Annotated in this window: 10 protein-coding genes; 7 read left to right on the top strand and 3 right to left on the bottom strand. The window is 45.8% G+C overall.

Annotated elements, in window-relative coordinates:
* Window positions 1-30: 30 nt before the first annotated feature.
* Window positions 31-1,317 carry a nucleotide sugar dehydrogenase gene (locus ACFSKO_RS00335; protein WP_380247190.1) on the bottom strand — a complete coding sequence of 429 codons (1,287 nt, stop codon included), beginning with the start codon at window positions 1,315-1,317 and terminating at the stop codon, window positions 31-33.
* A gap of 199 nt (window positions 1,318-1,516) precedes the next feature.
* Between ACFSKO_RS00335 and ACFSKO_RS00330 the strand changes: the two genes are divergently transcribed.
* Both ACFSKO_RS00330 and ACFSKO_RS00325 read left to right on the top strand, forming a co-directional pair.
* Window positions 1,517-1,969 carry a PAS domain-containing protein gene (locus ACFSKO_RS00330; RefSeq protein ID WP_380247188.1) on the top strand — a complete coding sequence of 151 codons (453 nt, stop codon included), beginning with the start codon at window positions 1,517-1,519 and terminating at the stop codon, window positions 1,967-1,969.
* A 17-nt stretch (window positions 1,970-1,986) separates the two neighbouring features.
* Window positions 1,987-2,403 (top strand): hypothetical protein, encoded by a 417-nt coding sequence (locus ACFSKO_RS00325; protein WP_380247186.1) that lies wholly within the window; start codon window positions 1,987-1,989, stop codon window positions 2,401-2,403.
* Window positions 2,404-2,559: 156 nt separating this feature from the next.
* Here the strand turns inward: ACFSKO_RS00325 and ACFSKO_RS00320 are convergent, their stop codons facing one another.
* Window positions 2,560-3,117: a nitroreductase family protein gene (locus ACFSKO_RS00320; protein ID WP_380247183.1), complete on the bottom strand. Its 558-nt coding sequence runs from the start codon at window positions 3,115-3,117 to the stop codon at window positions 2,560-2,562.
* 179 nt (window positions 3,118-3,296) lie between these two features.
* On the opposite strand from ACFSKO_RS00320, the gene ACFSKO_RS00315 reads away from it, so the two are divergent.
* Together ACFSKO_RS00315 and pepN are read left to right on the top strand one after the other, a co-directional pair.
* Complete coding sequence (locus tag ACFSKO_RS00315) at window positions 3,297-3,503, top strand: (2Fe-2S)-binding protein (RefSeq protein ID WP_380247181.1); 207 nt, start codon at window positions 3,297-3,299, stop codon at window positions 3,501-3,503.
* Window positions 3,504-3,792: 289 nt separating this feature from the next.
* The gene (gene pepN / locus ACFSKO_RS00310) at window positions 3,793-6,438 is read left to right on the top strand and encodes an aminopeptidase N (protein WP_380247179.1); all 2,646 of its coding nucleotides are present in this window, start codon (window positions 3,793-3,795) and stop codon (window positions 6,436-6,438) included.
* 75 nt (window positions 6,439-6,513) lie between these two features.
* Here the strand turns inward: pepN and bluB are convergent, their stop codons facing one another.
* Window positions 6,514-7,161 carry a 5,6-dimethylbenzimidazole synthase gene (gene bluB / locus ACFSKO_RS00305; RefSeq protein ID WP_380247176.1) on the bottom strand — a complete coding sequence of 216 codons (648 nt, stop codon included), beginning with the start codon at window positions 7,159-7,161 and terminating at the stop codon, window positions 6,514-6,516.
* A 180-nt stretch (window positions 7,162-7,341) separates the two neighbouring features.
* On the opposite strand from bluB, the gene cobU reads away from it, so the two are divergent.
* The 3 genes from cobU to cobN all read left to right on the top strand — a co-directional run bounded on the left by cobU (window position 7,342) and on the right by cobN (window position 12,800).
* Entirely contained in the window at window positions 7,342-7,890 is a 549-nt protein-coding gene (gene cobU / locus ACFSKO_RS00300; protein ID WP_380247174.1) for a bifunctional adenosylcobinamide kinase/adenosylcobinamide-phosphate guanylyltransferase, read from the top strand.
* Window positions 7,891-7,932: 42 nt separating this feature from the next.
* Window positions 7,933-8,967 (top strand): cobalamin biosynthesis protein CobW, encoded by a 1,035-nt coding sequence (gene cobW, locus ACFSKO_RS00295; protein WP_380247172.1) that lies wholly within the window; start codon window positions 7,933-7,935, stop codon window positions 8,965-8,967.
* 95 nt (window positions 8,968-9,062) lie between these two features.
* On the top strand, window positions 9,063-12,800 hold the full coding sequence (gene cobN, locus ACFSKO_RS00290; RefSeq protein ID WP_380247169.1) for a cobaltochelatase subunit CobN: 3,738 nt from the start codon (window positions 9,063-9,065) through the stop codon (window positions 12,798-12,800).
* Window positions 12,801-12,821: the final 21 nt, after the last annotated feature.

Genomic DNA, 12,821 nt, shown 5'->3' with positions numbered 1-12,821 from the left:
ATATCCCTTACCTGAAGGCATGAGTGTCGTTTATAAGCACCAATAGCTGTAACGCGCGCCAAAATCTCTTTTACGCCACATGCCTTTCATGTCGGCTATGAGGCCACCGGGTTTGACCAATTGTTCGATGCTTATGTTGGTGAGGTTAAGGTAACCTTCGTGTGAGACTGCGCCAATGATGCAGTCATAAGGCTCTTCTGTGTCGAGGGAGTGTTTCAGGTTGATTTTGAAAAAAGCTTCAGCTTCTTTTGGGTCAGCCATGGGGTCGTGCACATCGATCATGTGACCAAGGTTTTCCAGTTCTGCAATAATATCGGTAATCTTGGTGTTGCGCAGGTCTGGAACATCTTCCTTAAAGGTGAGGCCTAAAATAAGGGTTCTGGGTCTGGATGTTTCAGGACTTTTTGCTTTTAGGGTTTGGTGGATCGCTGTACTTACAGCGTTACTCATCGATTCGTTCGTAGAGCGACCGGATAAAATAACTTTTGGCTCGTGCCCGAAAGTTGTGGCGCAATGTGCGAGATAATAGGGATCAACACCAATACAGTGTCCACCAACAAGACCTGGTTGGAAGTTTAAAAAGTTCCATTTGGTTCCAGCAGCTTCAAGAACATCATAAACCGAAATGCCAAGGTTTTGGAAAATGATGGCAATTTCGTTGACGAAAGCGATATTGATGTCACGTTGTGCATTCTCAATAACTTTGGCTGCTTCGGCAGTTTTAATATTTTTGGCGACAAATATCTTTCCACCATTCATAGTGCCGTAAACGTTGGTTAATTGTTCTGAAACGCTTTGATTTTGTCCTGCCACAATCTTTGTAATAACATCAACGGTGTGTTCTCTATCCCCTGGGTTTATACGTTCTGGAGAGTAACCGAGATAAAAATCTTTCCCGCATTTCAATCCAGATTTTTCTTCAAGTATGGGACCGCAAATATCTTCTGTTACACCCGGATACACGGTACTTTCGTAAACAATGATATTTCCTGGTTGAATGATTTTACCAACCATTTCAGATGCTTTTCGGATCGGATCTAGATTGGGGGCATTATTCTTATCGACCGGGGTTGGCACGGTGATAATGTGGATATCATGCCCGGTTAAATCTTCAACACTTGTGGTGAGGTGAAGTGTTGCGTTTCTTAATTCTGGTGAAGAGATTTCACTGGTTCTGTCGTGGCCGTTATGAAGCTCTGTAATCCGTTCTTCATTGATATCAAAACCAGTTACCTTAAAGTGTTTCGCCAAATGTACAGCAAGAGGCAGGCCTACATAACCTAATCCTATAATTGTAATGCTTGGTTTCTCGGACATGAATTCATCTGCTTCGTTAAATTAAGTTACATTCTTGTAAAGTATGTTTATTTTCTAGGCAATCTGATTTCCAAAAGAGATGTTTAGGGAAGATCTATAATCTCCTTATTTCCCTTGTATTTAGGGCTGCCTTGACAATTTGTTTACCATTTTGGTGCACTTTGTTTTACACGTATTTGTATTTTTAAAAGGTTGGTTCATGGCTGAGTACTCGGGTATAGAACGCCGTCTTGTCTTCCGGCTTCTCGATTATTGGGAACGGAAGAAAGAAGGGAGGAAAATGCCAAGTTTGGATGATATTCAATCATCAGAACTCGCTGACGATTGGGATTGGTGCTTTTTAATATCACTTGGTGATGAGGGGGAAAATGCGACTTTCACTCATGTCGGGTCTTTAATTTCGCCCCCCCAGAGGGGTAATTTAATAGGTACAGAGGTTTCTCGCTGCCCAGAAGGAATGCTGTTGAAACAGGCCACTGCCTTTATGCCGCGCGTTCTTGAACTGGGAGTTCCGGTGAGTATTGGAGGAGAGTGCGAAGATGGCGGTGACAAGCTTTTATATCGCAGCACACTGATGCCACTTTCGTCTGATGATGTTTTCGTCGACGGTCTGTTTGGTGGCGCAAATTGTCGTAAAGTTACAAACGGATAACAGGGCAAAGAAACTAGATGTCGCAGGCTGTTTCATTTGAAGTAGATACATATCAGAACAATAGGTGGGTGTTAGAGTGCGTCTTAGATGATAAGGATATGGCGCTCTCTACTGCAAAGAGATTGTATGATAGTAAACGGTTTTCTGCTGTGCGCGTCGTGCAGGAAACATATGACGATGCGAGTAATTCAAGTCGTGAACGTGTAATTTTTGAAACAACAGTTGCTGATCGAGATAATCGCGCTGCACAGCAAAAGAAATCTGATGTTGCCAAAAAAGAGGTGGTTGACCGTTCAGAACGTCATTCGCTACGTAAAAGGCCTAAAAAAGAAGAACCAGCTAAGAAAAAACCAAGTATTTGGACAATGGTTTTTTTGTTAGTCGGAATACTTGCCGTTGGCGTTTTTGCACTGTTGTATCTTAAGAGCTTATAGATGACAGCAGCTTTTATGGTTTGCGTATAATACTTGTAAAAGTATAGGCGATAATCTTACAGGGAAGATCTGTGCAAACCTTTGATTGGTTTTATGATCTTCCCTGCTGATAACATCGTTTTTGTTAGACTTTATTTTAAGTTTCAGCTTTTAACTTCAATCCCAGTGTATGGTGTATTCGGCCGGGTCTGGGCGTTTGCGCTCTTTAACTTCTCGCTCGACGCTTCCAATGTATAAAAATCCAACAACATTCATATTTTCTGCGAGGCCAAGGCCTGCTTTTACTGTTGGATCATAAGCCGCATTCCCGGTTAACCAGATCGCACCGTAATCCCGTTCATGTGCTGCAAGGAGAATATTCTGAGCTGCAGCTCCGGCAGAAAGGACCCGTTCGTTTTGGGGAACGCCGGGTTTCTCATCTGTCATAACAGAGCAAACAACGATGACAAGAGGCGCCAATAAAGGGCGGCTACCTTCTTTTTCTAGTTGTTCTGTTGTTGCATCAGGATTTCGTACCTTAAGGGCTTCGACAAAAAGGTTTGAAAGTTTTTTGCGGGCTTCTCCTTCAATAACGATGAAGCGCCAAGGTCTTAACCATCCGTGATCAGGTGCAGTGACCGCAGCTTGAAGCATAAAGTCAATATCATTTTTACTCGGGGCGGGTTCGACCATCCATTGTGTGACGATGGATTTACGGGACAAAAGGAACGACAAGTGATTCTCCTAAATAGATTTCATACCGTCATAGTTCAAATAGGGCTTAACTTCACCTTATTTCTATTCGCTCTAATGGGAAGGCATAGATTTTAGTACATTAATCTATTTGCAATCAATTATCATTTACACTATGTATTGTTTAGCGGATGAAAATCATTCTCAACGGCGAGAGATAAATGTACGTTTGTATTTGTAATGGCTTTACTGAAAAAGATGTTAAGAACGCTGTTGGTCTCGGCGCATCTTCGGTTGCTGGCGTTTATAAGTCTATGGATTGCTCTCCCCAGTGTGGAAAATGTGGGTGTGACATTAAGAATATGCTTGATGAAGAAAAAAGCATGTCTGCGCATTTTGGCAAGATGAAGCATCTGGCCGCCGAATAATTTTTCGACTTCATTTGTATTTTCACAATCGTATCTTCGGATATTCGAGAGTAAAACACAGCATCTTTCTTGCCCATTTTAACCTTTGAATTCTTCCCTGAATTTGTGGTTTTTCTCCTTATACTCCTTCCTGTGTTATTCGTTTATTTTATGTTCGCGCTTAATTGATTTCTAACAGGGTCATAGTGGTTGCTGTTATGGATTGTTCCTAATATGGTTAGGAAAATTAGGTTTTGGCTTTGTTTTGTGCATGGTGCAGGCCGTGAATAAATGTTCTCAGTGAGGGGTTATGAAAAACGTACAGGTAAACGCGATACATCTGAAAGACTATATCGCGCCATCTTTTTTGGTAAATCATGTTGATTTGGAGTTTATTCTTGAACCAAAGAAGACAATCGTAACCTCTTGGTTGAAACTTACGCGTAATCCAGATGTCGGTGGGCCTTTAGTTCTCGACGGTGATGAACTAAGATTGCTGTCTATCAAGGTAGATGGCAAACTTTTGGAAACTTCAAAGTACGCGCAAGATAATTCTTCACTCACTGTTGATGGATTACCAGATACTTGCGTTCTTGAAATTAAAACTGAAATTGATCCCGCACTAAATACCCAACTGGAAGGGTTGTATTTGTCTGGGGGTAATTTTTGCACGCAGTGTGAAGCGGAAGGTTTTCGGCGGATAACCTTTTATCCAGATCGCCCCGATGTTATGGCGACATACACCGTTACCATGCATGCTGATCTGAAAAGCCATCCTGTATTGCTCTCTAATGGCAACCTCATCGATCAGGGCGTTGGCAAGAATGGTAAGCACTGGGCCCGCTGGCATGATCCTTTTCCAAAGCCTTGTTATCTTTTTGCTCTGGTTGCTGGCGACCTTGCTTGTTATGAGGACAGCTATCACTCGGGCTCTGGCCAGGATGTGGCTCTTAAAATCTTTGTCGAGCATGGCAATGAAGATAAATGTGCCTATGCCATGGATGCGCTTAAAAGGTCAATGCGCTGGGATGAAGAACGTTTTGGTTTGGAATATGACCTGAGTATTTTCAATATCGTGGCGGTAAGTGATTTCAATATGGGGGCAATGGAAAACAAAAGCCTCAATATTTTTAACTCTAAGTGTGTCCTCGCCAGCTCTGATACGGCGACGGATCTGGAGTTTGAGCGTATCGAAGCCATCGTTGCTCACGAATATTTCCACAACTGGACGGGTAATCGGGTTACGTGTCGCGACTGGTTTCAATTGAGCCTGAAAGAGGGCCTGACAGTTTACAGGGATCAGGAATTTACCTCTGACATGCGCTCTGCACCTGTAAAGCGTATTCAGGATGTTCGCACCCTTCGTGCGCGGCAGTTCCCGGAAGACGCAGGGCCTTTGTCACACCCCATTCGCCCGGAAACGTACATTGAAATTAATAACTTTTATACAGCGACCATTTACGAAAAAGGTGCCGAAGTCATCCGTATGATGCAGGAAATTCTGGGTCGTGACGGTTTTAGAAAAGGTGTCGATCTCTATTTCGAACGCCACGACAATCAAGCTGTTACTTGCGAAGATTTTGTTGTCGCAATGGAAGATGCCAATGATGTCGATCTCAAACATTTTCGACTTTGGTACAGTCAGGCGGGCACTCCCGAGGTGGACACGACCTGGTCGTATGATGAGGTGAATAAAAGTTTTACCCTGAACCTTACTCAATACACACCCGTTGCTCATGGTCAGGAAGGCAAACGTCCCCTGCATATCCCAATGACAGTCGGGTTGGTTGGTCGTGATGGCAAGGATCTTCCTTTGATCCTCGAGGGTGAGGAGGGGAAGCAAGGCGAAACAAGCAAAACCTTGCGCTTTGACCAAGAACAGCAATCCTTTACCTTTATTTCTGTTGATCAATGTCCTGTACCATCAATCAATAGAAATTTCTCAAGCCCGATAAAACTTTCAACAACCTATAGCGATGATGACCTGCGTTTTCTGATGGAAAATGACAGCGATGCTTTCAGCCGTTGGGATGCTTCTCAAAATTACGCGACACGTTTGGTGCTGAGGATGGTGAAAACAATTCAAGAGGGGACTGAGCTTGAGTATGATTCCAACTATGCGCAGGCATTAGCACGTAATATCGCGGATGAAACACTGGATCCGGCTTTCCTTGCTCAAATGCTTAGTTTGCCTTCGATTGATTATGTTGCGGAGCAAATGCAAGTTGCGGACTTTGCCGCTGTAGATCAAGCCCGGACTTTTTTAAAGGCTGGAATTGCGCGAGAACTCTACGAACAATTCCTGGAACTTTACATGTGCGGTAAGGAAAATACCGCTTATAGCCCAGACGCGGTTTCTGCCGGCAAGCGGGCTATTCGAAATGTTGCTCTAGGGTTTTTAGGTACTCTTAAGAATGATCCTAAGGGCTTAGATCTGATTGTGGGACAGTACGAAGTATCGGATAATATGACCGACCGTATGGCTGCGCTAACACTTTTGGCAAGTATGGAGGGAGAGGTCGGTGAGAAGGCGCTCAAATCTTTTGAACAACGCTACTCTCATGATACTCTGGTCATGGATAAATGGTTTGCTGTTCAGGCGATATCCAAAATCCCCGATACGCTTGGTCAGGTAAAAAATCTTCTGACACATCCGGCTTTTTCTTATAAAAACCCAAATAAAGTACGGGCGTTAATTGGCTCATTTACGGGAGCAAATCCGGCAAAATTCCACGCGGATAACGGGGAGGGTTATCGGTTTCTGGCTGATAGCATAATTCATCTTAACGGTATTAACCCACAAGTTGCCTCAAGGCTTCTCTCGCCTCTTGGTGGGTGGCGACGTATGGATGGTAATCATCAAAAAATGATGAAAGCAGAGCTACAGAGAATTCTGGATACAGAAAATCTATCTAAGGATGTCTTTGAAGTTGCTTCAAAATCACTGGCTCGATAAGGTTCGATAAATACATTACTGAGTAAAACTTCTCAGCAAAATTTTGTAACAAAGCCCGCGAATGTACGGGCTTTGTTATTTTATTAGGGTTTCACGGCAATCACCAAGGCGGTCCTGCCAACCCAAGGTGACAAGCTCTGGGGTATTTTTTTCTTCTTCTGGATAACCGATACAGCAATAGGCAACTAGGGCCCATTCTTCTGGTACTTCCAAGGTTGTTTTTACGGCTTCGGCATCAATAATGGACACCCAACCAAGGCCAATGCCTTTTGCCCGGGCAGCGAGCCAGAGGGTGTGAACAGATAGAACGGCGGAATAGCGGAGCATTTCCGGCATGGATTGATGACCAAGACCGTGGCCCTGATCGGTTTCTTCATGGGCAAAGACTGCGAGCTGAACGGGAGCTTTGTCCATCCCGGATAGTTTTAGATTGGCGTAGAGTTGCGCGCGTTCTCCGTTATATCCTTTGAGAGCTTCGGTATTTGTTTTTTCAAAATTATCCCGAATGGCTTTTCTGTTTTTGGCACTTTCGACCAAAACATAACGCCAAGGTTGGCTGTTACCTACCGAGGGAGCCAAACAAGCAAGGTCGAGGAGTTCATCTAAGATACCGTCTGGCAAGGGATCTGTTTTGAAACTGCGAACATCTCGACGCCACTCCAAAAGTTCGGTGAGCTTATTGCAAAAGTTATCATTGAAATCTGGAGACTCTGATTTACTCATTATGCTTGATGCCATTAGTCATTTATTGTTTTTTTTGAACTTGCATGGTGAATTTGCATGGAAAGCTCAGTGCTGTCGATTGTTTTATTGATAATTGACTTGCATGAAATTGCGTTCAAAGGGAAAACATCAATGAATAGTTGGTGTACTGCCCTTGCCTGAAGAGTGAAAGATCTAGCCATGTCGCAAATCCCTAGTCCTCTTACTAATAGCTTTGTTCTTGGCGGAGCGCGTTCAGGGAAAAGTGGCTATGCCGAACAACTGGTGGAAAGCCAGCCCGGGGACTATCTTTACATAGCCACTGCGCGGGTATGGGATAGTGAGATGGAAGATCGAATTGTAGAACACAAGCGCCGCCGCGACGGGCGCTGGAGTACCTACGAAGAACCTCTTGAATTGGTGCAGTGTTTAAGGACTGCTGCCCGACCTGGGGCAACAATTCTGGTGGATTGTCTCACACTTTGGGTGACTAATTTGATGATGGAGGGAAGAGATCCTGACGTGGAAGGTGCACAATTGGTCGCGTCTTTGTCGGAACTGGAATGTCCCGTTGTGTTAGTTTCCAATGAGGTTGGATTGGGAATCGTGCCCATGGATAAAATGTCCAGAGATTTTCGGGATTATGCTGGGCGCTTACACCAGCGAATTGCGGCCGCTGTTCCATCTGTCATATTTATGGTTTCAGGGTTGCCGATGCAGGTCAAACCTGCGACCGCACAGTCTATTTAATAGAGTCTAATTTAATTAAGATAACGCAGGATTTAAATCGTAATGTCTCAAGTTAAAAAAATTCCAGCAACAGTGATTACAGGTTTTCTTGGTGCGGGTAAGACAAGTACCATTCAGCATCTTTTAAAAACAGCTGGTGGCAAGCGGCTTGCTCTCATCATTAATGAATTTGGTGATCTCGGTGTCGATAGCGATATTGTAAAGGGCTGTGGTATCGAAGGCTGTGAGGACGATGATATCCTGGAACTCGCAAATGGTTGTATTTGCTGTACTGTCGCGGATGATTTCGTACCGACGATGGAGAAACTGCTAAACCGTGAGACACCACCAGATCATATTATCATTGAGACTTCCGGTTTGGCATTGCCAAAGCCTTTGGTGAAAGCCTTCAATTGGCCAGAAATCCGTACCCGTGTAACTGTAGATGGTGTGATTACTTTGGTCGATGGTCGCGCTGTTGCTGACGGTTTATTTGCAACCAATCCAGAAATCATCGAGCAGCATCGTTTGGCCGATGAAAATCTGGATCATGAAAGTCCTCTCGAAGAGCTTTTTGAAGAACAACTTGCCTGTGCTGATATGGTTGTAATCAACAAAACCGATCTTCTTGAAGAAGGCGACATGGATAAGGTATTGGCTGCCGTTCGCAAGCAAATCCGGCCACAGGTGAAAATAGTCAAGATTGCTCACGGTGAAATCAGTGCTTCTGTTTTGTTGGGGCTGGAATCCGCTGCGGAAGATGATTTGGACTCTCGCCATTCTCACCACGATGATGGTCATGAACATGATCACGATGATTTTGAGAGCTTTGCTGTTGAGTTCGGTGAAATTGCAGATCCAGATGCCTTAGTGGCGAAGCTGCTCCCTATTGTCGCCGCACATGATATCTTGCGTGTGAAAGGATTTGCAGCTGTGACCGACAAGGATATGCGCCTTGTTATTCAAGGGGTAGGTAGCCGTTTCCAACATTACTATGATCAGGAATGGTCTGAAAATACTGAGCGTAAAACTCGCCTTGTAGTGATCGGTGATCATGATATGGATGAGGCTGCTATTCGAGCTGCGATTACAGCTTAATTTACTGAAGGATAAGGGCCGGTGTGTGCGTACACCGGCCTTTGAGTTATCAAAGGGCTAGAACGCTAATAGCCAGAAATTAAGAGATAGACCTCATGCATCTGTTACAAGCACAACCGGGTGCAATCGCCGATGGTTCAGAAGCAATTGATCTTGGGCAGACACCAGGCGATATTGTCATTGTTTCTGCGGCGGACACAGAACTTGCCAGCTTAGTTCAAGCACGTCAGGTGATCGGGGGTGATTACCCAAGCCTGCGCTTGGCAAATTTGATGCAGTTATCTCACAATATGTCCGTTGATCTCTATATTGATGATATTATTTCAGAGGCCAAGATCGTTGTCGCCAGAATACTTGGCGGTGCAGGGTATTGGCCTTATGGTGTTGAACAACTTCGGGCGACTTGTCAGCAAAAGAAAATACCATTGGTTCTGTTGCCTGGAGATGACAAGCCTGACGCAGAACTCGCAGCACATTCGTCGGTTTCGGACGAGGCCTATCTGCGAATTTGGCAGTATTTTATTCATGGTGGACCGGATAATTCTCGTAATTTACTTTGTTATATTTCTACGCTGATTGAGCATAGTCTTGAGTGGGTTGAGCCAAAACCACTTTTGAAATCAGGTATATATTGGCCCGGACAGGATAATCCTGATCTCGGATGCTTAAAAAAAGAATGGATCGATGGCGCGCCAGTTGCAGCCATTGTTTTTTATAGTGCTCTTTTGCAATCAGCGAATCTTGCGCCCGTAGATGCACTTATAAAATCCTTAAGTGCAAAGGGCATTAATCCTCTTCCGCTATTTTGTTCCTCTTTGAAAGAGCCTGTTGCGGCAGGAATGGTGAGCACGCTTCTCTCAAGGGCGAATGCGGGTGTTATTCTTAACGCGACGGGGTTTGCAATTTCCACTCCAGGAGCGGCGCGAAAAGAAACACCCTTTGATGTCGTCGATGCGCCGATCCTCCAGGTTATCTTTTCCGGGGGGAACGAAGCGGGGTGGCGTGAAGGCCTAAACGGTCTATCTGCACGAGATATCGCCATGAACGTTGCCCTTCCCGAAGTGGACGGGCGTGTTCTCTCCCGGGCGGTGTCGTTTAAATCTGAAGCACGGTACGACGACGTTACTCAAAGCTCTGTTGTCAGCTATCAGGAAGTGCCGGATCGGATCGACTTTGTTGCGGAGCTTGCGGCGGGGTGGTTGAAGTTACGTAATACAAAGGCGTCTGAGCGAAAAGTTGCCTTGATCATGGCCAACTATCCTAACCGGGATGGTCGGATGGGCAATGGCGTGGGGCTGGATACGCCAGCTGGTACTATTCAGGTGCTTAAGGCGATGGCACGTGAGGGCTATGACGTTGCCGATATACCTGAAGATGGTAATGCATTGGTCGAACGAATGGCAGAGGGGCCAACCAACGCAGCAGTAGATGGACGTATCATACGGTCAACGATACCCCGCGACGCTTATCAGCGGTTCTGGGAAGGATTGCCCGAAGCCGTTAAGAGCTCCATTGAAGATCGCTGGGGTGCACCGGAAACCGATCCTTTTTTCATGCCAGAACAATCGGCTTTTGCTGTATCAGCCTTTCATTGTGGAAAGGTTATTGTCGGCTTGCAGCCTGCACGGGGATATAACATTAACCCCGTCGATACCTACCATTCACCTGATTTGGTGCCGCCACACGGTTATTTGGCTTTTTATGCCTGGTTACGTCAGGAAGAAAAAGTCGATGCGATCGTTCATATGGGCAAGCATGGAAACATGGAGTGGTTGCCGGGTAAATCTCTGGCTTTGTCCGAAGAGTGTATTCCCGAAGCGGTTTTCGGCCCGATGCCACACCTTTATCCCTTCATTGTAAATGATCCAGGAGAAGGTACACAGGCGAAAAGACGTTCCCAAGCCGTCATCATAGATCATCTGACCCCGCCGCTTACGCGCGCTGAATCCTACGGTCCGTTGGCCGATCTGGAACAGCTTTGTGATGAATATTATGAAGCCGCTGGTGTCGACCCCAGACGCTTAAAAGTATTGCGCGATGAAATCCTCAAATTAACTCAGCGCATTGGCCTGGATAAAGATTGCGGCATTATCGAAGATGATGATGAAGACGCAGCGCTTTCCAAACTTGATAATTATCTCTGTGAATTAAAAGAGATGCAGATCAGGGATGGTTTGCATATCTTTGGCCTCGCGCCAGAGGGACGATTGCTGGACGATTTACTTGTTGCACTAACAAGATTACCCCGTGGCGAGGGGAAGGGCGGTGATGCTTCGTTGATTCGCTCGCTAGCCAAAGATTTAAATTTTCCAATCGACTTTGATCCTCTGGATTGCCGTTTCGGTGATAAGTGGGATGGGCCGAAGCCAGAAGTTTTAACTGCCGAAGGTAGTTGGCGAACGATGGGGGATACCGTCGAACGTCTCGAAATCCTGGCGCAAAAACTGGTATCAGGTGAGCGGGAAGTTGGTAGCGCGTGGCCTGAAACCGCTGCTGTGATTAATGAGATCCACGAGAAAGTGGGGCCTGTTGTTCAATCTTGCGGGGATGAGGAAATCAAAGGCACCCTTCGAGGCCTCAATGGACAGTTTGTTGAGCCGGGACCATCAGGAGCGCCAACGCGTGGTCGACCAGATGTTTTGCCCACCGGACGTAATTTTTACTCGGTTGATTCCAGAGTGGTGCCAACACCCGCAGCCTGGACGTTGGGTTGGAAATCCGCAAACTTGATGATTGAACGGTATCGTCAGGAAAATGGAGCATGGCCCAAACGTATGGCACTCTCAGCTTGGGGAACATCCAATATGCGTACAGGCGGTGATGATATTGCTCAAGGTTTGGCCCTTATGGGAGTACAACCTAAATGGGAGCCAACATCACGACGGGTGGTTGGTTTTGAGGTCTTGCCGCTCTCTGTTCTGGATCGCCCCCGTGTGGATGTGACCCTTCGGGTTTCTGGTTTCTTTAGGGATGCTTTTCCGGCTCAAATTGATCTGTTTGATTCAGCTGCACGGGCCGTTGCCGCGCTCGATGATGAAATAGAAAAAATGAACCCCTTGGCTGCGCGCGTAAGGGCTGACAAGCAAGAATTAATAGCAAAAGGTTTGGATGAGAAGTTGGCCTCTCAACGTGCGGGGTACCGTGTTTTTGGCTCAAAACCCGGTGCTTATGGTGCTGGCCTTCAGGCATTGATCGATGAACGTGGTTGGGAAAATGAAGCGGACCTCGCTAAGGCTTATATTGCCTGGGGTGGATACGCCTATGGCAGCGGTAGTGGTGGGGAAGCAGAACACGGCTTGTTTGAAAGCAGATTACGAGATGTCGAGGCCGTGGTTCATAATCAGGATAACCGCGAGCATGATCTTCTTGATTCGGATGATTACTATCAATTCGAAGGTGGTATTACAGCGGCTGTACGACATCTATCTGGTGATCAACCTGTTGTGTATCATAACGATCACTCTCGTCCTGAAAGTCCACAAATCCGTACATTGAAAGAAGAGATCGCTCGTGTTGTTCGGGCACGGGTCGTCAATCCTAAATGGATAGATGGGGTACGCCGACACGGCTACAAAGGTGCATTTGAGATGGCGGCGACCGTTGATTATCTTTTTGCCTTTGCAGCGACGGCAAAAGTGGTTGAAGATCATCACTTTGATGCCGTCTTTGATGCCTACCTTAACGATGCTGAGGTTCGAGAGTTTTTAGAACAAAATAACCCTGCGGCGTTACGTGAAATGGCGGAACGTTTAATTGAGGCGCAGGATAGAGATTTATGGAAAGCACGGTCAAATTCTGCCCGTGCGTTACTGGAAGAGTTAGCCACAGGTTAAGTTAAGCAAACAGGTAAGTAA

Origin of the sequence: Kiloniella antarctica, assembly GCF_042682825.1 — a bacterium.
GTDB classification, from domain to species: domain Bacteria; phylum Pseudomonadota; class Alphaproteobacteria; order Kiloniellales; family Kiloniellaceae; genus Kiloniella; species Kiloniella antarctica.
The sequence above is the reverse complement of the archived record's forward strand: the minus strand, read 5'-3'. Positions and strand labels throughout refer to the sequence as shown.

Coding starts and splice junctions, on each gene's coding strand:
- ACFSKO_RS00335 (WP_380247190.1), bottom strand. CDS start 1,317: ATGTCCGAGAAACCAAGCATTACAATTATAGGATTAGGTTATGTAGGC.
- ACFSKO_RS00330 (WP_380247188.1), top strand. CDS start 1,517: ATGGCTGAGTACTCGGGTATAGAACGCCGTCTTGTCTTCCGGCTTCTC.
- ACFSKO_RS00325 (WP_380247186.1), top strand. CDS start 1,987: ATGTCGCAGGCTGTTTCATTTGAAGTAGATACATATCAGAACAATAGG.
- ACFSKO_RS00315 (WP_380247181.1), top strand. CDS start 3,297: ATGTACGTTTGTATTTGTAATGGCTTTACTGAAAAAGATGTTAAGAAC.
- pepN (WP_380247179.1), top strand. CDS start 3,793: ATGAAAAACGTACAGGTAAACGCGATACATCTGAAAGACTATATCGCG.
- bluB (WP_380247176.1), bottom strand. CDS start 7,161: ATGAGTAAATCAGAGTCTCCAGATTTCAATGATAACTTTTGCAATAAG.
- cobU (WP_380247174.1), top strand. CDS start 7,342: ATGTCGCAAATCCCTAGTCCTCTTACTAATAGCTTTGTTCTTGGCGGA.
- cobW (WP_380247172.1), top strand. CDS start 7,933: ATGTCTCAAGTTAAAAAAATTCCAGCAACAGTGATTACAGGTTTTCTT.
- cobN (WP_380247169.1), top strand. CDS start 9,063: ATGCATCTGTTACAAGCACAACCGGGTGCAATCGCCGATGGTTCAGAA.